At 71.8% G+C, this 22,235-nt stretch carries 10 protein-coding genes; 6 read left to right on the forward strand and 4 right to left on the reverse strand.

Going from position 1 to position 22,235, the window contains the following annotated elements:
- The first annotated feature begins 2 nt into the window (after positions 1 to 2).
- From D7Y04_RS17485 to D7Y04_RS17505, 5 genes are all read left to right on the forward strand, one after another.
- Positions 3 to 3,326 carry a non-ribosomal peptide synthetase gene (locus D7Y04_RS17485; protein ID WP_121760249.1) on the forward strand — a complete coding sequence of 1,108 codons (3,324 nt, stop codon included), beginning with the start codon at positions 3 to 5 and terminating at the stop codon, positions 3,324 to 3,326.
- Positions 3,319 to 7,854, forward strand: a complete 4,536-nt coding sequence (locus D7Y04_RS17490) for a type I polyketide synthase (protein WP_158627532.1) — start codon at positions 3,319 to 3,321, stop codon at positions 7,852 to 7,854. The genes D7Y04_RS17485 and D7Y04_RS17490 overlap by 8 nt, the downstream gene beginning before the upstream one ends.
- Before the next feature lie 92 nt (positions 7,855 to 7,946).
- Positions 7,947 to 9,347 (forward strand): MFS transporter, encoded by a 1,401-nt coding sequence (locus D7Y04_RS17495; RefSeq protein WP_121760046.1) that lies wholly within the window; start codon positions 7,947 to 7,949, stop codon positions 9,345 to 9,347.
- Positions 9,344 to 11,779 (forward strand): penicillin acylase family protein, encoded by a 2,436-nt coding sequence (locus D7Y04_RS17500; protein WP_121760047.1) that lies wholly within the window; start codon positions 9,344 to 9,346, stop codon positions 11,777 to 11,779. Before D7Y04_RS17495 ends, D7Y04_RS17500 begins: the two co-directional genes overlap by 4 nt.
- Before the next feature lie 418 nt (positions 11,780 to 12,197).
- Complete coding sequence (locus tag D7Y04_RS17505) at positions 12,198 to 12,878, forward strand: Crp/Fnr family transcriptional regulator (protein ID WP_120563505.1); 681 nt, start codon at positions 12,198 to 12,200, stop codon at positions 12,876 to 12,878.
- Between the two features lie 3 nt (positions 12,879 to 12,881).
- Here D7Y04_RS17505 and D7Y04_RS17510 read toward each other — a convergent pair whose 3' ends face one another.
- The 4 genes from D7Y04_RS17510 to D7Y04_RS46540 form a co-directional block, all read right to left on the reverse strand.
- Positions 12,882 to 14,423 carry an adenylate/guanylate cyclase domain-containing protein gene (locus D7Y04_RS17510; protein WP_121760048.1) on the reverse strand — a complete coding sequence of 514 codons (1,542 nt, stop codon included), beginning with the start codon at positions 14,421 to 14,423 and terminating at the stop codon, positions 12,882 to 12,884.
- A gap of 30 nt (positions 14,424 to 14,453) precedes the next feature.
- Positions 14,454 to 16,472 (reverse strand): protein kinase, encoded by a 2,019-nt coding sequence (locus D7Y04_RS17515; protein ID WP_121760049.1) that lies wholly within the window; start codon positions 16,470 to 16,472, stop codon positions 14,454 to 14,456.
- 156 nt (positions 16,473 to 16,628) lie between these two features.
- A complete protein-coding gene (locus tag D7Y04_RS17520; RefSeq protein WP_120598650.1) occupies positions 16,629 to 17,495 on the reverse strand; it encodes an NAD-dependent protein deacetylase in 867 nt (288 codons plus the stop codon).
- 66 nt (positions 17,496 to 17,561) lie between these two features.
- Complete coding sequence (locus tag D7Y04_RS46540; RefSeq protein ID WP_121760050.1) at positions 17,562 to 20,690, reverse strand: tetratricopeptide repeat protein; 3,129 nt, start codon at positions 20,688 to 20,690, stop codon at positions 17,562 to 17,564.
- Between the two features lie 171 nt (positions 20,691 to 20,861).
- Between D7Y04_RS46540 and D7Y04_RS45685 the strand changes: the two genes are divergently transcribed.
- The gene (locus D7Y04_RS45685; RefSeq protein WP_233601471.1) at positions 20,862 to 22,235 is read left to right on the forward strand and encodes a TonB C-terminal domain-containing protein; all 1,374 of its coding nucleotides are present in this window, start codon (positions 20,862 to 20,864) and stop codon (positions 22,233 to 22,235) included.

Below are 22,235 nucleotides of genomic sequence, written 5' to 3' on the forward strand. Positions count from 1 at the left end.
ACATGACGCCCGAAGAGAAGCGAGCACGCCTGGCGCAGCTGCTGAAGGACAAGTCGCGCCCTGCCTCGAAGCAGGCGCCCCTGTCCTTCGCGCAGGAGCGGATGTGGTTCCTGGACAAGTGGAGCCCCGGCAGCGCGGCCTTCCACATGCCCACCGCGGTGCGCCTCACCGGCGCCGTGGACACGGACGCGCTGCGCCGCGCCCTGGCCCTGCTGGTGGAGCGGCACGACACGCTGCGCACCACCTTCCAGGAGCGCGAAGGCGGCGGCGCGCAGGTCATCGCGTCCACGGGCGAGGTGCCGCTGGAGGTGATGGACCTCCAGGGACTGCCGGTGACCGAGCGCGAGGCTGAGGCCCAGCGGCGCGTGGTCACGCTCGCGCAGCAGCCGTTCAGCCTGGAGCAGGGGCCGCTGCTGCGCGCGGTGCTGATGCTCCTGGGCAACGGTGAGCAGGTGCTGCTGGTGGATCAGCACCACATCGTCTCCGACGGCTGGTCCATGGGCGTGCTCGTGCACGAACTGGCCGTGCTGTACCGCGCGTGCCTGGAGGGCCAGCCCTCGCCGCTCAAGCCCCTGCCCCTGCAGTACGCGGACTGGGCGGCGTGGCAGAAGGAATGGCTCCAGGGCGCGGAGCTGGAACGCCAGCTCACCTACTGGAAGAACCGGCTCAACCCCAACGCGCTGCTGGAGCTGCCCCAGGACAAGCCGCGTCCGGCGCTGATGAGCTCCAAGGGCGAGCGGCAGGTGATGCACCTGTCCCCCGCCCTCACCCAGGCGCTCAAGGCGCTGGGCCAGCGCGAGGGCCGCACGCTCTTCGTCACGCTGCTGTCCGCCTTCAACGTGCTCCTGTCGCGCTACACCGGGCAGGACGACATCGTGGTGGGCACGCCCATCGCGGGCCGTCCGCGCGCGGAGGTGGAGGGGCTCATCGGCCTGTTCGTGAACATGTTGGCGCTGCGCTCGGACCTGTCCGGCAAGCCCACGTTCAAGGAGCTGCTGAACCGCGTGCACGAGTCCACGCTGGACGCGTACGCGCACCAGGACATCCCCTTCGAGCGACTGGTGGACGCGCTCAAGCCGGAGCGGCACCTCAGCCACTCGCCCATCTTCCAGGTGATGTTCGTCCTGCAGAACGCGCCCATGCCGGCCCTGGAGGCCCCGGGCCTGGTGATGGAGGCGAAGCCGGTGGACACCGGCACTACGAAGTACGACCTGTCGCTCCTGCTGGTGGACCTGCCGCAGGGCCTGCGCGTCATCGCCGAGTACAGCACCGACCTGTTTGAGCGCTCCACCGCGGAGCGGCTGCTGGGCCACTACCTGACGCTGCTCGAAGGCATCGTCGCGCAGCCGGACCTGCCCATCTCCCGCCTGCCGCTGCTGCCCGATGCCGAGCGGCAGCGCGTGATGAAGGACTGGAACGACACCGCCGTCACGCACCCGAAGGACGCGACGCTGACCTCGCTCATCGAGGCGCAGGTGGCGCGCACGCCGGACGCCGTCGCCCTGGAGTTCGAGGGCAGCCACCTCACCTACCGCGAGCTGGATACCCGCGCGAACCAACTGGCGCACGCGCTGCGCAAGCACGGCGTGGGACCGGAAGTCCGCGTGGGTTTGTGCGTGGAGCGCTCGCTGGAGATGGTGGTGGGCCTCTTGGGCACGCTGAAGGCGGGCGGCGCCTACGTGCCGCTCGACCCCGGCTATCCGCAGGAGCGCCTGGGCTGGATGCTGGAGGACGCGCGTCCGCCGGTGCTCCTGGTGCAGGAGCGGCTCCTGGCGCGGCTGCCGGCGTCGGATGCGAAGGTGGTGAAGCTGGACACGGGCTGGGAGGAGATTGCCCGCGAGCCCACCACCGCGCCCGCGCCGACTGCCACGCCGGACTCGCTGGCGTACATCATCTTCACGTCCGGCAGCACGGGCCGCCCCAAGGGCGCGATGAACGCGCACGGCCCGGTGGTGAACCGACTGCTGTGGATGCAGTCCGCCTACCGGCTCACGCCGCAGGACGTGGTGCTCCAGAAGACGCCGTTCAGCTTCGACGTGTCCGTGTGGGAGTTCTTCTGGCCCCTGATGACGGGCGCGAAGCTGGTGGTCGCGAAGCCCGGCGGACACCAGGACCCGGGCTACCTCAAGTCGCTGATTGCCTCCGCGTCCGTCACCACGCTGCACTTCGTGCCGTCCATGCTCCAGGCCTTCCTGGACGAGCCGGGCGTGGCGGAGTGCACGTCGCTGAAGCGCGTGGTGTGCAGCGGTGAAGCGCTGCCACTGGAGTTGAAGGAACTGTGCCTGCGCACGCTGCCCGGCGCGGGGCTGCACAACCTCTACGGCCCCACCGAGGCCGCGGTGGACGTGACGTTCCACACGTGCCAGGCGAACGACGGCCGCCGCTCCGTGCCCATTGGCCGGCCGGTGGACAACACGCAGATCCGCATCCTGGACGCGGAGTTCCAGCCGGTGCCCCAGGGCGCGGCGGGCGAGCTGTACATCGGCGGCGTGCAGGTGGGACGCGGATATCTGGCGCGGCCCTCGCTGACGGCAGAGCGCTTCATCCCGGATCCGTACGCGACGGTGCCGGGTGCGCGCATGTACCGCACGGGCGACGTGGCGCGGTGGCTGCCGGACGGCGAAATCGAGTACCTGGGCCGCGCGGACTTCCAGGTGAAGATCCGCGGCCTGCGCATCGAGCTGGGCGAGATTGAGTCCTCGCTGGAGAAGCACCCCACGGTGCGCCAGGCGGTGGTGCTCGCGCGCGAGGACCGGCCGGGCCAGAAGCGGCTGGTGGCCTACGTCACCGGCAAGGACGCGAAGCCGGAGGGCGCGGCGCTGCGCACGTACCTGCTGGAGCGACTGCCCGAGTACATGGTCCCGTCCAACATCGTGGTGCTGGAGCGCATGCCGCTCAGCCCCAACGGCAAGGCGGACCGCAAGGCGCTGCCCGCGCCGGAGTCCGGTGGCGCGGATCCTTCGCGGCCCTTCGTGGCGCCGGGGACGGCCATCGAGCAGCAGATCGCCCAGGCGTGGAAGGACCTGCTCCACGTGGAGCAGGTGGGCCTGGACGACCCCTTCTTCGAGCTGGGTGGCAACTCGCTGCTCGCCCTCCAGCTCCACCGCCGACTGACGGCGGAGCTGGGCGTGACGCTGGCGCTCACGGACCTCTTCCAGTACCCCACCGTGCGGGCATTGGCGGCGCGGCTGTCGCGCCGGGAGGACACGCCCTCGGAGGACGCGGCGCAGGCAGGCCGCTCCCGTGCCGAGGCGCGACGCACGGTCAACCGCCGCGCGGGAGCCTCGCGCGGTCGGGTGGAAACGGATGGAGACGCGGATGAGTGACACAGTGGGTGGTGGCGAGGAGCGCATCGCGATCGTCGGCCTGTCGGGCCGCTTCCCGGGTGCGCGGACGTTGGAGGGTTTCTGGGAGATGCTCCGGCGCGGTGGCGACGCGCGCCGCGTACCCACGGACGCGGAGCTGGACGACGCGGGCGTTCCCCAGGCCCTGCGCTCCCATCCGCAGTGGGTGCGCTCCAGCTACGTGCTGGAGGGCGCCACTGAGTTCGACGCGGGCCTCTTCGGCTACAGCCCGCGCGAGGCGGAGCTGATGGACCCCCAGCAGCGCATCTTCATGGAGTGCGCGTGGGAGTCGCTGGACAACGCCGGCTACGACCCGGGCCGCTTCAAGGGCGCGGTGGCCGTCTACGCGAGCGTGAGCCTGAGCTCGTACCTGCTGCGCGCGCTGATGCGGCAGCCGGACCTGATGGACGCGGCCGGTTCGTTCGGCGTGATGCTGGCCAACGACAAGGACTACGTGGCCACGCGCGTGTCCCACCGGCTGGGCCTGCGAGGCCCTTCCGCGACGGTTCAGACAGCGTGCTCCAGCTCGCTGGTGGCGCTCCACCTGGCGTGCCAGAGCCTGTTGTCCGGCGAGAGCGACATGGCGCTCGCGGGCGGCTCGTCGGTGTCCTTCCCGCAGACGGCGGGCTACCTCTACCAGGAGGGGATGATCTTCTCGCCGGACGGCTACTGCCGCGCGTTCGACTCGAAGGCCAACGGCACCGTGCGCGGCGCGGGCGCGGCGGTGGTCGTGCTCAAGCGTCTGTCCGACGCATTGAAGGACGGCGACACCATCCACGGCGTGCTCCTGGGCACGGCGGTGAACAACGACGGCGCGGGCAAGGTGGGCTTCACCGCGCCCAGCGTGGAGGGCCAGGCCGCGGTCATCGCGGAGGCGCTCGCCATCTCCGGCGTCACCCCGGACGACATCCAGTACGTGGAGGCCCACGCGACGGGCACCCCGCTGGGCGACCCGATTGAAGTGGCCGCGCTCAACCAGGCCTTCGGCGGCAAGGAGACGGGCCAGAAGCGCGTGGCGCTGGGCTCGCTCAAGGCAGCCATCGGACACCTGGACGCGGCGGCAGGCATCGCGGGCGTGGTGAAGACGGTGCTCGCCATGGAGCACGGCGAGATTCCCGCGAGCCCCCACTTCCAACAGGCCAACCCCGTCATCGACTTCGACGCGGGCCCCTTCTTCGTGCCCTCGCAGCCCCGGCCGTGGACGTCCGCGAACGGGCCGCGTCGCGCGGGCGTGAGCGCCTTCGGCATCGGCGGCACCAACACGCACGTCATCCTGGAGGAGGCCCCGAAGAGCGCCGCCCCCGTGCCGTCCCGCCGCGCGTGGCACGTGCTGCCCCTGTCCGCCCGCACGCCCGCGGCGCTGGACGCGGCGACGGAGCGGCTGGCCGCGCACCTGGACGCGAATCCGAACGTGTCCCTGGCGGACGTGGCCTACACGCTCCAGGTGGGCCGCCACGCGCACGAGCACCGCCGCGCGGTGGTGGTGAAGGACGTGGCGGATGCGAAGGCGGCGCTGCGGGACGCTCGGCGGCTGCTGGGTGGCTCCGGTACCAATACGCGCCGGCCGGTGGTGTTCCTCTTCTCCGGCCAGGGTTCGCAGTACGTGGACATGGGCCGTGGCCTCTACGAGCAGGAGCCCGTCTTCCGCACGGAGGTGGACGCGTGCGCGGAGAAGCTGAAGCCGCACCTGGGCCTGGACCTGCGCACCGTGCTCTATCCGCCCGCGGAGGGGCGCGAGAAGGCCACCGAGCAGCTCAAGCAGACGTCCCTCACGCAGCCCGCGCTGTTCGTCATCGAGTACGCGCTCGCGAAGCTGTGGGCGTCGTGGGGCGTGACGCCGCAGGCGATGGTGGGCCACAGCATCGGTGAGTACGTGGCCGCGTGCCTGTCGGGCGTGTTCAGCCTGGACGACGCGCTGGCGCTGGTGGCCACGCGCGGCCGGCTGATGCAGTCCCTGCCCTCGGGCTCCATGCTGTCCGTGCGGATGACGCCAGAGGCTCTGGCGCCGCTGATGGATGCGCGCATCTCCGTGGCCGCCGTGAACGCGCCGGGCTTCACCGTCGTGGCGGGGCCCACCGACGCGGTGGACGCGCTCCAGGCGAAGCTGGAGGCGCAGAAGGTGGAGGTGTCGCGGCTGCACACGTCGCACGCGTTCCACTCGCACATGATGGACCCCATCGTGGAGGAGTTCCGCCAGGCAGTGGCGAAGGTCGCGCGCAAGGAGCCGAAGGACGTCTACCTGTCCAACGTCACCGGCACATGGGTGACTCGCGAGGACGCGGTGAGCCCGGCGTACTGGGCGCGGCACCTGCGCGACGCCGTGCGCTTCCAGGACTCGGCGACGTTGCTGTTGAACGACCCCGAGCACGTCTTCCTGGAGGTCGGTCCCGGCAACGCACTGGCCACGCTGGTGCGCCGCAACGCCCCCGAAGGCACCTTCCCGTCCATCCTCTCGACGCTGCCCGCGCCTCGCGACGCCCAGCAGGACGCGCTCACGCACGCCGCGGAAGCGTTCGCGAAGCTGTGGCTCGCGGGCGCGAAGTCGACTGCCGGCCGCGCCTACAAGGGCGAGGCCCGCCGCCGCATCCCCCTGCCCGCCTACCCCTTCCAGCGCGAGCGCTACGACCTGCTCAAGGGCCCGCCGCCCGCGCTGCCTCGCGCCGCCGCCGCGCGGGCCGCGACGACGCAGGGCGTGGAGTTGACCGTCCCCTCGTGGCCGCGCACGCGCGCCTCGCCGCAGGTGCCGTCGCTTGCCGGTCAGCGCTGGCTGGTGCTGGAGGCGGACACGCCGGTGGCTGCACGCGTGTCGGAGCGGCTGCGCCAGTCAGGCGCGGACGTGGTGTCACTCGTCGCGGGACAGGGCGCGTCGGATCCGGTGACGAAGCGCTTCGCCGTGGATCCGGCGTCTCCGGACGCGCTGGGCGAGCACCTGGAGCGCCTTCGTGGTGAGGACTGGACGCCCGCGCACATCGCGTACCTGTGGCCGCTGGTGAAGGAGCCGCGCGACCTGGAGTCCGGGCTCGCGACGTCGTTCCACGGGCTGCTCGCGCTGGCGAAGGCCGTGGGCCCGGGCGCGGCGAAGACGCCCGTGATGCTGGACGTGGTGACCACCGGCGCCCATGACGTCACGGGTGAAGAGCCGCTGCTGCCATGGCAGGCGGCCGCTGTCGGTGCCAGCCGCGTGCTGGCGCAGGAGTACCCCGGCCTCACCGTGCGCGCCGTCGACGTCACCTGGCCCGCGCCTGACGAATCCGCGTCGGGCCCGTGGCTGGAGCGGATGGTGACGGAACTCGCCACCGGCAAGGACCCCGTGGTCGCGCTGCGCGGTCCGTATCGGCACGTCGAGGCGTTCGAGACCATCGACGTCCCGGCCTCCACGGAGCAGACCGGCCTCAAGGACGGCGGAGTCTACGTCATCGTCGGTGGCCTGGGCCGCGTGGGCCTTGCTCTCGCGGAGCAGCTCACGCAGGCGGTGAAGCCGAAGCTCGTGCTGCTGTCTCGCCGCACGCTGCCCGCTCCCGGAGAATGGGACGCGTGGCGCGCGGGCCATGACGCGCAGGACGCGACGTCCAAGGCCATCGACCGCATGCGCGCGCTGGAACGCTCGGGCGCACAGGTCCTGGCGCTGCGCGCGGACGCGGGCATCCCCGGTCAGCTCGACAAGGCGCTCCAGGTCGCGGAGACGAAATTCGGCCGCATCGACGGCGTCTTCTACGCAGCCGGCGACGGCGGCATGGCCACCCGCATCTCCGTGGCCGAGGCCACGCCGGAGGCCACCACCCCGCTGCTGTCCGGCCGCTTCGGAGGCCTCACGCAGCTGGCGGAGGCCCTGTCGTCACGGCAGCCCGACTTCGTCGTCGTGCAGTCCTCCCTCACCGTGGTGCTGGGCGGCATGGCGGTCAGCGCGGTGGCGGCGGCACATGCCGGCATGGACGCGGTGGCGGCACGGCAGGCCCGGATGGGCGGCACCCGCTGGTACACCGTGGACTGGGACGTGTGGGGCGTGGGCGAGGGCTTCCGTCCCGACGCCGTCATCTCCCCCTCCGAGGGCTTCCGCCTCCTGCGCGCGCTGCTCACCCAGCCCACCGGTGGACGCTTCCTCGCGTCGCTCGGGTCGCTGGAGGCTCGCCGTCAGGTGGCTCGCGACGGTGCCTCCACCTCACGCGCGGGCGGAAGCGCCAGCGGCAAGCACCCGCGTCCCCCGCTGGCCAACGCCTTCGTCGCTCCGCGCGACGAGACCGAGGAGAAGGTCGCCGCGCTCTGGCAGGATCTGCTGGGCGTGGAGTCGGTGGGCATCACCGACAACTTCTTCGAACTGGGCGGCCACTCGCTGTTGGGCGTGCAGCTGCTGTCGCGCATCCGCGAGGCCTTCCAGGTCGAGCTGTCCATGCGCGCCCTCTTCGAGTCCCCCACCGTGGAGGTGATGACGGTGGCCATCGTGGAGGCGAGCGCCAGTCAGCTCGACCCCGAAGCCCTGGAAGCCATGCTCGCGGAGCTGGAGCAGAGCTGAAATCCCCCTAGGAACGCCGGGCCCGCGCGCACTCCCGTAGTACGGTGCGCGGGCCCTTGACCCTCCTGCCCCCCAGGAGAAAGAGACTTGGAATGAGCCTCGCGCAACGCCTGACCATCACCCAGCCCATGCGGGTCTTCTGGATCACCTGGTTCGGCCAGCTCATCTCGATCCTCGGCTCCGGCCTCACGTCCTTCGGCGTGGGCGCGAAGGTCTTCCTCGACACGCGCTCCACCACGCAGTTCGCGCTGCTGTCCTTCTTCGCGCTGGCGCCCATGGTGGTGCTGTCCCCCATCGCGGGGACGCTCATCGACCGGTGGGACCGCCGCCGCGCCATGCTGCTGGCGGACCTGGGCAACGGCTTCACCACCATGCTCATCTTCGGCATGTTGATGGCCAGCGACCGGGGGATGTTCAAGCTCGAGACCTGGCACTTCTACCTGCCCGTCTCCCTGGGCTCATGCTTCGGCGCCTTCCGCTGGCCGGCCTTCTTCGCCACCGTGACGCTCATCGTGCCCAAGCAGCACCTGGGCCGCGCCAACGCCATGGCGGAGGTGGCCAGCGGCGCCAGCCAGATCCTCTCCCCCATCATCGCGGGAGCGCTCATCGACAGCGTGGGCCTGGTGGGCGTGCTGACGGTGGACGTCTGCAGCTTCTTCATCGCCGTCACCACCCTGCTGATGGTCCGCTTCCCTCGGCCCACCGTCTCCGCGGAGGGCCAGCAGGGCAAGGGGTCGCTGCTCACGGAGATGAAGCAGGGCTGGAGTTTCATCAGCGCGCGCAAGGGGCTCTTGTCCCTGATGGCCTTCACCGGCGTGGCCGTGCTGTGCATGGACCTGGTGGTGCTGCTGATCACCCCCCTGGTGCTCGCCTTCACGGACATCTCCACGCTGGGCCGCATCGCGTCCATCGCGGGCGTGGGCGCGCTCCTGGGCGGCATCGGCATGGGCGTGTGGGGCGGCCCCAAGAACCCGCTGTACGGCATCCTCGGCTTCCATGCGTTTTCGGGCGTGGTGCTCTTCATGGCCGCGCCGTCGCCCAGCGTGGCGCTGGTCGCCGCCGCCGCCGCGCTCTACCTGTTCACCATGCCGCCCGTGATGGCGGGCATCCAGTCCATCTGGCAGCGCAAGATTCCCTCGGACCTCCAGGGTCGCGCCGCCGCCGTGAAGCGGATGGTCATCCTCTGCGTCTCGCCGTTCGCGAGCCTCATCGCGGGGCCGCTCGCGGATGACATCTTCGAGCCCGCCATGCGCGAGGGGGGCGTGCTCGCCAGCACCATGGGCCGCCTGCTGGGCGTGGGCCCGGGGCGCGGCATCGCCGTCATCTTCATCGTCCTGGGCCTGCTGACGCTCGCGAACGTCACGGTCGGGTGGCTCAACCCGCGCCTGCGCAACCTGGACAAGGAGCTGCCGGACGCGCTCCCGGACACGCCGCCCGCCGCCCCTGACGCCACCACCCCCAACGCCCCCACCGCCGGAGCCTCCGCGTCATGAGTGCCTTCACCCAGGTCCTGCGCATGCTGCGCATGCTGCCGTCCGCCATGGCCGTGGCCACCCCGGGCGTGGGCCCCTGGCTCGCCCGCCGACGCTGGACGCGCGAGGAAGGCACGCTCACCCTGCCCGGCCTGCACGGCAAGGTGGAGGTGCTGCGCGACACGTGGGGCGTGCCTCACATCTTCGCCAGTGACGAGCACGACCTGTTCTTCGCCCAGGGCTACGTGCACGGGCAGGACCGGCTGTGGCAGCTGGAGATGGGCCGCCGGCTGGTGGACGGACGGCTCGGGACCCTGCTGGGCCCCATGGGCGTGGGCGCGGACAAGTTCCTGCTCACCATGGGACTGCGCGACATGGCCGAAAAGGCCTGGGCGCAGGTGGACCCGGAGGCGCGCGCCATCCTGGAGGCCTACAGCGCGGGCATGAACGCGCGCATCGCCGCGGAGCCGCTGCCCTACGAGTTCACCGTGATGGCCACGGCGCCCGCGCCCTGGACGCCCGTGGACTCGCTCGCGCGCGGCAACATGCTGGCGCTGATGCTGGGCGGCAACCACCGCATCGAGCTCTTCCGCGCGCGGCTGGTGGCGGCGGTGGGCGAAGACGTGGCCAACGCGCTGCTGCCGCAGAACGCGCCGGAGACGCCCCTCATCGTTCCGAAGGAGGCGCGCCTGCCGGGCCTGAAGAATGTGAAGGCGATGTCCGGCCTGGACAGCGTGGACGATGTGTTGGGCGACCCCAACATCGTCTCCGGCAGCAACAACTGGGTGGTGCACGGCCAGCGCACGAAGAGCGGCCAGCCGCTGCTCGCCAACGACGTGCACATCCCGCTGAGCATGCCGTCCACCTGGTACGAGAACGGCCTGCACGGCGGCCGCTTCCAGCACGTGGGCTTCTCCCTGCCCGGCGTGCCCATGCTGATTGTCGGCCACAACGGGAAGGTGGCCTGGGGCATGTCCAACCTGGGGCCGGACACCCAGGACTTCTACATCGAGAAGTTGGACGACCCGAAGGCGCCCAAGAAGTACCTCTACCAGGACGTCTGGCACGACCTGGAGGTGCGCCGCGAGGAGATCCCCGTCAAGGGCGGCGCGCCCGTGGTGCTGGAGGTGCAGAGCACCCGCCACGGCCCGCTGATGAATGTCGTCATGGCGGAGGACCTGAAGGACAGCGAGCCCCTGTCGCTCAGGTGGGCGCACCGGGAATGCCAGCCGCTCATCAACGCCGTGCTCAAGCTCAACCTGGCGACGGACTGGGAGTCCTTCCGCGCCGCCATGAAGTGCTGGGAGGGGCCGGGCCAGAACTTCGTGTACGCGGACACGGCCGGCAACGTCGGCTACCAGGCCACGGGGAAGATTCCCATCCGCCAGGGCCACCAGGGCCTCATCCCCATGCCGGGCTGGACGGGCGAATCCGAGTGGACGGGCTTCATCCCCTTCGAGGAGCTGCCCGCGTCCTTCAACCCGCCCGCGGGCTACGCGGCCACGGCGAACAACAAGATTACGTCCGACGACTACCCGCACCTCATCGCGCACAACTGGTTCCCCGGCTACCGCGCGAAGCGCATCACCGACCTGCTGGAGGCGGGCACGCAGCACACCGTGGAGTCCATGCGGGACATCCAGGCGCAGACATACTCGCTGCCCGCGGAGACGCTTCGCCCCTACTTCCTGGCGGCGGCGCTCCCGGCGGACGACCTCCAGCGCCAGGCGGTGGACGCGCTGAAGGCGTGGGACCTGCGCTTCGAGCCGAAGGCCGTGGGCGCCACGGTGTTCCAGGCCTGGTACATCGAAGTGCTGCGCAAGCTGCTCCAGCACAAGCTGGAGCCGTCGCTGGTGAAGGAATACCTGATGGGCCAGTACGAACGGCACGGCAGCCTGCACATGCCCTTCGTCATCGGCCTGATGTCCCAGCCGGACAGCGCCTGGTGGGATGACCCGAAGACGCCGGAGAAGGAGACGCGCGACGACATCCTCCGCGCGGCCCTGGGCGTGGCCATCGCGTGGCTTACGAAGACGTATGGCCCGAAGCCCGAGGCGTGGGCCTGGGGCCAGGTGCACCAGCTGACCTACGCGCACCAGATGCTGGGCGGGCCCGCCATCCCCGGCCCCATCCGGCGCGTCTTCAACAGCCGCCCGGTGCCGGCCCGGGGCGACAACTACTCCGTGGACGGCGCGTCGTTCGTCTGGAGCAACCCCTTCAAGGTGGTCCACGGCACCGCGCTGCGGATGATCGTGGACCTGGGGGATTTGTCCCGCTCCGTGTCCATCCACTCGCCGGGGCAGTCGGAACACCTGTTCCACAAGCACCGCGACGACTTGATGGAGCTCAACCGCAAGGTGGAGTTCCACCCCATGCTCCACACGCGCCAGGCCGTGGAGCAGCACCGCGAGGCCACGCTGACGCTCACGCCCGCGGTGGCCCTGGCCAAATAAAACAACCCGGACTTGAAGGCCGTCACTCCCCCCGGAGCGACAGGCCTTCAGGCCCGGGTTCCATTGCTTTCAGGCTCCAGCGGGAGCCGGCACTCGTATTCGCGTCGAATTCCCCCTCAGAAACTCGACGCTTCCCCCTTCTATGTGCCAGCCCCTGCGGTCCCCCCCATTTCCCGCGCATGCCGCGGTGAGCTAAGAAGTCCCCCGACTCCGTGACTCACCGTGTTGCTGCTGCGCGGGCCCCCCTGCTTCCCGTGCTGCGATGAAGGAACAGTACCGGGACCCTCTGTTTCGATCTGTGAAGCGGCCCACAAGCCCGGTGTGAAGGCGTTCACACCCGCCGGACTTGTCCACCGGGCCTGGATGGGAGGCTTCCCTACCTGCATCCAGGGATTCCGGGCAGAATGGACCTCCCCCCATGTCCTACGCGCAGCTGCTGGCCGAAATCCCCATGTTCGAGAGCCTCGGCCGGGAGGACCTGGAGAACATGTCGTCGCTCCTCCAGCCCCGGCGCTTCGCGAGGGGGGAGGTCATCTTCCACCGGGGGGACGTGGGCACCGCGCTGTTCATCATCCGGCGCGGCCAGGTGGCCATCCGGCTCTCCTCCAGCGAGGGGCGCGAAATCACCCTGGCGCTGCTGGACCGGGGGGACGCCTTCGGAGAGCTGTCATTGCTGGATGGCGAGATGCGCTCCACGGACGCGATGGCGCGCGAGGAGGCCCACCTCCTGACGCTCCAGCGCGATGACTTCCGGCGCTACCTGGAGACGCGGCCGCAGGTGAGCCTGGCGCTGCTGGCGAACATGAGCCGGCTGGTGCGGCGCACGACGCAGCTCGTGTACGACTCGGCCTTCCTGGACGCGCGAAGCCGGCTGGTGCGGGTGCTGCTGGAGCTGGCGAAGACGCAGGGGAAGCAGGCCCCCGACGGGCTGGTCATCACCCCGAAGCTCACGCAGTCGGAGCTGGCCAACTTGTGCGGCGTCACCCGCGAGAGCGTCAACAAGTGGCTGCGCTACTACGTGCGCGAGGGGATGCTCAGCTTCGAGGGCGGGCAGATCATCCTCCTCCAGCCGGAGCGGCTGGGCCAGGACGCCGAGTAGCCGTCAGCCGCGCACGCGGAAGAGGGACAGGGGCTCGTCGCGGCCCTTCACCAGCACCGGGTCCAGGGGCTCCAGCGCGAAGGCGTCCGCGTCCAGGAGCGCTCGCGTGGCGTCCGTCACCAGCACCTCGCCCGGGCGCGCGACACCGCACACGCGGGCCGCGACGTTGGTGGCGTCTCCCACGGTGGCGTACTGGAGGTAGCGCTCCGAGCCGATGTTGCCCGCGGCCACCGGGCCAGAGTTGAGCCCGATGTGCACCTGAATCTCCGGCACGCCTTCCGCTCGCCAACGGGCGTTGAGGTCCGCCAGGGCCTGCTGCATCTCCACGGCCGCGCGCACGGCCCGGTCCGCGTCGTCCGGCCGGGCGAAGGGGGCGCCCCACACGGCCATCAGCGCGTCGCCGATGTACTTCTCCAGCGTGCCCTCGTGGCGGAAGACGACGTCCGCCATCACCGGGAAGTACGCGTTGAGCATGTCCACCACCTGCCGGGGCTTGAGGCGCGAGGACATGGCGGTGAAGCCGGTGATGTCGGAGAAGAGGATGGTGACGTTCGCCTCGCGCACCTCCAGCGGCACGCCTCGCAGGGCCTTCAGCTGGCGCACGACGTCTGGCGGGAAGAAGCGCTGGTAGGCGTTTCGCAGCACCGCCTCCTCCTCCAAGCGTCGCGCCAGGTGCGCGTGGTCCAGCGAGATGGCGGCCTGGTTGGCGAAGGCGGTGAGGAACTCCAGGTCCTCGTCGGTGAAGAGTCCTCCCTGCGTGAGGCTGTCCAGGTACAGCACGCCCAGCACCGCGTCCCGCGTGCGCAGGGGCACGCACAGCGAGGCGCGGATGGACTGGCGGAAGACGGAGTCCGCGCCCACGAGCCGCGCGTCGTCCTGCGCGTCGGTGAAGAGGGCCGCCACGCCGCGCGAGTGCACGTAGTCCACGATGTGCTGGCTGTAGAAGCGCTCCGGCAGCGCCCCACCCCTCGCGCCACGGGACACACGTGGCTCCAGCGTCCCCGTGTCGCGGTCCACCAGCAGCACCGCCGCCCGGTCCACCGCCCAGATTTGAAAGACGAGCTGGAGCACGCGCTCCAGCAGCCCGTCCACCGGGCCCGGGGACGAGAGGATCTGGCCCACCTTGAGCAGCACCTGGAGCTTGTCGCGGGTGCGGTCCGGCGAGCGCGTGTCGAGCAGGGCCTCCATGGTGGATCCGCCGGAGAAGCGCGTCTCCAACGGCTGCGTGCGCAGCGGGCCCCAGCCGTCCGGCAGCGGCGTGTCCGGGGACACCAGCCGGAAGAACACCTCGCCGCAGCGAAAGGACTGGCCGTGGCCCAGTTCCTGGCGCGACACGCGGTGCGGCCCCACGAAGCTGCCGTTCTTGCTGTCCAGGTCCACCAGCACCACGCGCCCGCCCGTGCGCTCCAGCCTCGCGTGGCGCCGCGACAGGCTGGGGTGCGGCACGCGGATGCCGTTCTCCTCGGTGCGGCCGATGGTGGTGGTGCCCTCCGGCAGCATCACCACCCGTTCATCCACCTGGCCTGGATTGAGGATGACGCGCATGGGCTCAAGACCGCATGGAGGGGACGGGCTTCAGGTGGGCCCCTTGGCCGTGAAGGCACCGGGCCGGGGCGGGGATGCGGGCGCTTCCAGGACGGCGGGGGCCACCTGTTCGGAGGTGCGGTCCGCGGAGGACTCGGACTGGCTGCCGTGGCGGGCCACCACCTCGCGCACCGCGAGCGGCTGGCCTCCGGGCCCCGGCAGGCGGCGATCCCCGGCGAGCCGGCAGTCGAAGGCGTCCTGGAGCCGTGCGGCCAGCGTCTCGCTTACCAACACCTGGTCGCGCGCGGCCACGGTGGCGAGCCGGGCCGCGGTGTTCACCACATCGCCCAGCACCGTGTGGTCCAGGCGCCCTCGCCCGGCCGCGCCCACGTTGCCGGACAGCACCGGCCCGGTGTCCACGCCCATGCAGACGCCGTGGGCGTACGGAGACGCGTCACCGCCGCTCCACGCCAGGCCCTGCAGGCGCTGCTTCACCGCGAGGCAGGCGTCCAGCGCGCGCGACACGTGGCCTTCGCCCTGGAAGATGGCCATCACGGCGTCGCCCAGGAACTTGTCCACCACGCCGCCGCGCGACTCCAGCTCCGGGAGGATGACCTCGAAGTTGGCGTTGAGCCGGCGCAGCGCGGACTCCGGCGGGTGCTCGCGGGTGACGGCGGTGAAGTCCGCGACGTCCAGGAAGGCCACCGTGGCGTCCACCTGCTCGCCCGCGAGCGCGCCGGGGCCACGCACCAGCGGCAGCACCCGGTCCACGATGCCGCCGTGGACGAACATGCGCAGCAGCGCGTTCTCCTCCGTGGAGCGCACCGCTCGGCGCAGCTCCGCCACGTGGCGCACCGTCTTGGCCAGCGTGGACTCCAGGTCGTCCAGGTCCACCGGCTTCACGAGAAAGTCGAACGCGCCCCGGTTCATCGCCGTGCGCAGGTTGGGCAGGTCGCCGTACGCGGAGACCATGACGACCTTCACCAGCGGATCCACCTCGCCCACGCGCGACAGGAAGGTGAGCCCGTCCATGCGCGGCATGTTCAGGTCACACAGCACCGCGTGCGTGTCCGGGTGCTGGCGCAGGGCCTCCAGCGCCTCCTCGCCGTCGCGCGCGAAGACGAAGCGGTAGACGCCGTCGCGCACGTGCCGGCGGAAGCGCTGGCGCATGAGCAGTTCCACGTCCGGCTCGTCGTCCACCACCAGCACCGTGGCGGCCTGCCCGGCGCGGCCCGCCTCCACCAGCGCGACGAAGGCCGAGGCCAGCTCCCGCGCGGAGGTGAAGCGCTGCGCGAGCGTCGGGTGCAGGGCGCGCTGGAAGAAGGCGTCACCGCCAGCGCCCAGCTCCGGCACCAGCTGCGAGACGGGCACCGCGGGCGGGTGGAAGGCGCCGCGCAGGAGCGCACCCACGGATTCAGGCCCGTAGGGGAACTGGCCGGTGAGGGCGCGGTAGAGCACCACCGCGAGCGACCAGAGGTCCGCTCTCGCGTCCAGGTCCGGGTCGGCGCGCAGCTGCTCCGGGCTCATGTAGCGCAGCGTGCCGGTGAGGCCCTCCGCCTGCGCGGGCGCGCTCGTGGGGATGAGCGAGCGCGCGAGCCCGAAGTCGAGCACCTTCACCACCTCCTCCCCGTCCACGTGGGCGAGGAAGAGGTTGGCGGGCTTCAAGTCGCGGTGGACGAGCCCCGCCGCGTGCGCCGCCGCCAGCGCCCGGGACACCGGCGTGACGAGCGCGGCCACGCGGGCCGGGGACAGGCGCCCCTGCTGGGTGAGGCGCGTCTCCAGGTCCTCGCCCTCCAGCAGCTCCATGACGATGTACGGCATGCCGCCGTCCACGCCGGAGTCGTGCACCTGCACCACGTGCGGGTGGCGCAGCCGGGCCACGGCCTGGGCTTCCTGTTCGAAGTGGCGGTGGGCCTCTGGCGTGCGCGCGACGACGTCGGAGGCGATGAGCTTGAGGGCCACGTGCCGCTGGAGTTGCAGGTCGACCGCGCGCCAGATGGCACCCATGCCACCGCCGCCAATCCTGCGCTCCAGCGCGTACCTGCCGCCCAGTGGGCGCCCGGTGTCCATCGGCCCTGTGTCTCCGTCCCGGCGGGCACGGCCTGGCGCGCGTGCCTCGCGAAGCCGGGAATGATGGCACACTTGACCCCTCCCCTGGCGTGCCCATTCGGTGCCGAGCCCGAAGCCCCGGGGCCCGGCTGCACGCCCGGTGTGGGAGGAGGAACGTCAGGTACGGGTCAGCGCCTGGGCGAGCCGGGGCAGGACCTCCCCCGCTCGCGCCTCCACGCGCACATCCGCGAGGCCGTCGCCCCGGCTCTCCCCGATGTTGAGGATGCCAATGGGCATGTGCCGCTCCGCCGCGCGCGTGACGAAGCGATAGCCGGAGTAGACCGTCAGCGACGAGCCCACCACCAGCAGCGCGTCCCCCTCCTCCACGAGCGCGAACGCGTCCTGCACCAGCGGCGCCGCGACGTTGTCCCCGAAGAACACCACGTCCGGCTTCAGCGTCCCGCCACAGCGCGTGCACGCGGGGACGCGAAAGCCCTCCACGGCCTCCTGCGACAACTCCGCGTCGCCGTCCGGACGCAGCTCCACGACGGTGTGCGCGAAGTCCGGATTGAGGCCCAGCATCCGCGCCTGGAGCGACGCGCGAGGCTCCTGCGCGCCACACGCCAGGCAGCGCACCCGCGACAGCGCGCCGTGCAGCTCCAGCACGCGCTCACTGCCCGCCGCGTGGTGCAGGCCGTCCACGTTCTGGGTGATGAGCCCGGGCACCACGTCCGCCTTCTCCAGCGCGGTGAGCGCGAAGTGCGCGTCGTTGGGCCGGGCGGTGGTGAAGCGCGGCCAGCCCAGCAGGCTGCGCGCCCAGTAGCGCTGACGCACCTCCGGCTGGTGCAGGAACTCGCGGTGCTGGATGGGGTTGCGCACCTTGTGGCGCGTCTCCGGGCCGCGATAGTCGGGGATGCCGGACTCGGTGCTGATTCCGGCTCCGGTGAGCACCACGACGCGGCGTCCGCGCAGCAGCTTGGCCAGGGCGTCCACACCCGCGTCCGGCGGGAGGGCGGCGACAGGGGAGTCCGTGAGGAGCGTCATTCCACCCTCCGTATAACGTGGCCCATTCGTGCTCGCTCCAGGGCCTTGGCGCTTCTGACGAGGCGATTACCGGACGAGCGCGTCCCTGGCGGGGTCCGCGGGCTTTGGCGTGGCCATGGCGGCCTTGATGTCCCTGCGCGCGGCGGGGGGCAGCTTGGCGATCCAGCGGTCCATCGCCTGGCGCAGCTCCGGCACGGAGGACTCCTCGTCGGGGAGCGATGCGGCCTCCTGGCGGGCCTCGGCGGCGAGCCGGACGGCGCGGGCCGGGTCCTGCTTCGCGTCCCACAGCGCGCGGGCCAGCATGTAGCGCGCGGCGGGGCGCTCCGCGGGACGGGGCCGGGCGCGTTCCCAACCGGCGACGGCCTGCTCCAGCGGGGCCAGCGCCTCGCGCGGACGGCCGAGCACCATGTACGTGCGCCCCAGGTCCACCAGCGCCCCCGTCCAGCCGCCGTTCACGTCGTCTGGCAGGGACGTCTGGAGCGCGGCGGCGCGCTGGAAGTACGGCAGGGCCTGGTCCGGCTGGTTGCGGTAGCTGAGCGTCTGGCCCATGCCCCGGAGCACCAGCGCCAGCGTGGGGTGGTCCGGGCCCAGGCTCTTTTCCACCTGCTCGAGCGCCGTGGAGAAGCGCTGGGTGGCCTCCTCCAGCCGGCCCATGTGCACCAGCAGCGTGCCGATGTTGTTGACGATGATGGCCACCGTGGAGCTGTCGCGCCCCTCCGTCTTCTCCGCGATGCTCAGCGCGCGTTCGTAGAGGGGCAGCGCCTCCTCGCGCTTGCCCTGGTACTGGAGCGCCAGCGCCAGGCTGTTGAGCGCGTCCGCCACCTGCGGGTGGTCCTGGCCCAGCGAGCGCTCCAGCAGCGCCAGCGCGCCCCGGGCCAGCCGCTCCGACTGAACGAAGTCGCCCTGCTGCCAGCGAACGCTGGCCTGCTCCAGGCGGATGCGCGCCACGTCCGGGTGCTCGGGCCCCAGCGCTCCGCGCACGGTGCCCAATGCGCGCTCGTACAGGCCCAGGGCCTCCTCCGCGCGCCCCTGTGAGCGGCGCACGGTGCCCAGCTCCACGCGCACGTCCGCGACCTCCAGGGCCTCCGGGCCGAAGCGCTTCTCCAGGAAGGACAGCGCGCGGGTGAGCTGCTCGTGGGCCTCCGGGTAGCGGCCCTGGCGTGACAACAGCCGGCCCAGGTTCATGGCGAGCGCGCCGGCCAGTTCCCTGCTGGCGCCCAGCCGCTCCACCGCGGCGCTGGCGCGCTCCGCGGCCTGCTGTCCCTGGACGTAGTGGTCCAACCGCTCGCCCGTCACGCGCACCGCCAACGTCCACGCCCGGGCGGCGGCGTCGTCGTTGCGGCCGGCCTCCGCGGTCCACGCGGCCTGGAGCACCGTGGCCTCCGCGCCCCGGTAGTCCCCGGCCCCGTCCTTCAACTCCGCGAGCAGCAGCAGCGCGTCCGCGGCTCCGGACCAGTCCCCCGCGGCGCGTGCCGACTGGGCCACCGGCTCCACGCGCGCCACTCCCTGCGAATAGCGGCCGGCGGCGCGCAGCGCCCTTGCGTCCACGAGCGCCTGGAGCAGCGCCACCGTGCGGTCCCTGGCCGCGGGGTCATCGGATGAGGAGTGGCCGCGCGACGTCAGCGCCTCCACGTCCGAGCAGCCCGCCAGCGGCGTCAGCCCCTCCACCGCGCGGGGTGCCCGCTCCACCAGGTCCGGGTCCGCCTGCGTGAACAACTGCGTGAGCGCGGCCACGTCCGCGAGCCGCGCGTCCAGGCAGCGCATGCGCAGCGCCATCACCGCTTCGCTCTGCTCGTGGCGCACGCGGGTGGCCTCGCAGGCCGCAGTGCGGGTCGTCACCCACGCGGCGGTGTACGAGTCCAGCCCCCGGCGCACGTGCCGGAAGGCGTCATGCGCGAAGCGGCGCTCGGTGCCGACGAAGGCCGCCTCCACCGCGTGCTGCCGGGACGCGTCCCACACGCCGTCCATGGCGCGGGCGGCACCCTCGCAGCCCGTGACGTCGCGGCGGTTGAGGACGTGCGTGAGGCCCACCGCGGACAGGAGCAGCAGCGACGCGCCCGCCACGCGCAGCCGCCGCGTCCGGCGCGCCGCCGGGTCCGCATCCAGCGCGGCGATGAGCGCCTCCATGGACGCGTGGCGGTCCTCGGGCTTCACCGACAGGCCCTTCACCACCACCTTGCGCAGCCACTGCGGCACGCCGGAGTGCCGGGGCACGCTCTTCACGCGCCCCGCGTGCACCGCCTGGGACAGCTCCTCCACCGTGGCGCCCGCGAAGGGGCGCTCGCCGTAGAGGCCTTCGTAGAGCGCGACGCAGAAGCCGAACTGGTCGCTGCGCGCGTCGGTGCGCTCCTCCGGCGGGAACTGCTCCGGGGCCATGTAGGCGGGCGTGCCGCCCTCCATGGCTCGCGGATGCGCGGGGCTTCCCGGCAGCACCGGCGGGACCACGGCGCCGAACATGATGCGCGACAGGCCGAAGTCGGTGACGCGCACGCGGCCATCCTGGGCCACGAGGATGTTCTCCGGCTTCACGTCGCCGTGCACGACACCCACCGCGTGCGCGGCGGCGAGCCCCCGGGCCACGGCGAGGAAGACCTCCACCACCTGGCGCCACGGGTGCGGGCCGTCGTGCTCCCACTTGCGCAGCGTGTGCGCGTCCACCAGCTCCATGGCCAGGAAGACCTGCCGGCCGAAGGTGCCCACGTCGAAGACGGAGACGACGTGCGGGTGGGAGACGCGGGCCATGGCCTGCGCCTCGCGCAGCACCTGCGTGCGTCCGGCCTCCGCACCCAGCCCCAGCGCCTCCACCTGGAGGAGCTTGAGCGCGACGCGGCGGTCCAGCTCCGGGTCATAGGCGGCGTACACGACGCTCATCCCACCCACGCCCAGCATCTCCAGGATGAGGTAGCGCCCCACCGCCGTGCCGCGCGCGAGCGGCGGCGTGGGCAGCCTCAGGCGCGGCTTCTTTCCGCGCCACGGGTCCACGGCCAGCGTCGCCAGTTGGCTGTCGAGGACCTCCTCCTCCGGAACCGCCGGCCCGGAGTCCGTGGGCGGTTGCACCTTCAGCGCCTCGGACACCATGCGCCGGCAGGAGGGGCACGTGTCCAGGTGCTCGTCGACGAGCGCCGCCCTGTCGGAGGGCAGCGTCCCGAGCAGGAGGTCCATGAACGTGGGTTCGTCCAGACAGGCGAGGGGCATGGGAGGCACGAGGAAGGCGGCAGCACAGCAGGACTCACGGCGGGCGTCGAGTCACCCCCGGGACGTTTCATGCGTTGAAGGGTTGCCTGCTCGGCGGGTGGGACGTCGGTTCGCGAACGCCCCCGTCCCTATGTGTTGAGACAGGGCGCTCTTTCTGGGAAGTGTCCGAGCATGAGGGTGTTGCGACGTCTCGGATGGGCCGGACTGATATCCCTGGCGCTGCACGCCCTCATCTTCGGGCTGTTGTGGGCAGTGGACCCCGCGCTGTCGTCCGCCGGACGCACCGCCCGGCTGCGCGAGAAGGCGGTCGAGGTGGAGATCATCACCTCCCCTTCCGTCCCCCCGCCGGCCCCGACGCCCCCGGCCCGGGAGCCCGCCACCCCACCGTCCGGCATCGCGACGCGTGAGCCGCCGAAGAGCGCCCCTCCTCCGGCACCGTCCCCCGCGAAGCCGCGTGCGCCAGCGAAGGACGCGCCGACCGAGCCACCACCAGCGACCGCGACGCGCGAACCCTCGGAGCCGCCTCCGCCTCCCGTCGCGACGCGAGAGCCGGCTCCTTCCGAAGACGCTCCGCGCGCGTCGGCGGACGACATTCCACGCCTGGACATCGCGACCCGCGTGCCCGCTCCAGACGAGGACCGGCCTCCGGGTGCCCTTCCTCCGAACCTGCTCCCCTCCCCCGGCTCGAGCAAGGGGGTCATCATCACGACGCCGGAGAACTCCCGGGGCGGAGGCCGCACGCTGCGCCCCGGCGACCCGAGCCTGTCCGCCGAATCCCTCGCCGCCGAGGAACATGCGCGCGTGTCGGAGCGAGTGCAGGGCATCGTCGACGAACGCCGAGCACGCGACCGTGTGGACACCGGCCGCATCCATCCCTACTTCGGCCAGCTGCGCGCGCAGCTGGAGAAGCAGATGGACGCCCCGCCCCTCTTCGACATGCCCAGCTTCCCCAAGCAGCTGATGTACTCCTACGCGGAGAAGGCCCGGCAGTTCGGCGCCACCGGCTCCCCCGGGAGCATGCCCGGGCCTCGCAAGCCTCCCAAGCCGGGCGAGCTCCTCGCGAAGCGCGCCCGCGACGAGCCCGGCTACAACCGCCTGCGCGGCCTCTCCCAGGCGGGCGAGGAGCTCCAGGACTTCGCCCACGGCGTCAGCACCACGAAGCTCACCGTCACGCTGGAGCTGCTCCAGGGCCCGGACGGCCTCCTGCGCGAGGTGAAGCTCATCAGCCGCAGCGGCAACCGCGCCTACGACGACTACGTGCTCCAGGCCGTCCCGCCCGCGCTGGGGAAGTCCGCCGCGCCGCCCCCGGACGCGATGGGCGTACACACGGACGGCATCCGCAGCGTCTGGGCCGTGGAGGGCCGCGTCGTCTACGTGCGCAAGGTCAGCGAGATGAAGAAGGGCGCGGACAACATCTACCTCGCCGCACTGACCGCCGCGGGACTGCTCGCCGGCAACTTCGATGAGACCACCGGCGAGGTCTACGTCATCGACGTGCGCAACCCGCACTTCGAATGCCGCTCGCGCCTGCTGCGCGTCTACTGA

It is taken from the genome of Corallococcus sp. AB038B (assembly GCF_003668955.1).
In the GTDB taxonomy this organism is placed as follows: Bacteria; Myxococcota; Myxococcia; order Myxococcales; family Myxococcaceae; genus Corallococcus; species Corallococcus exiguus.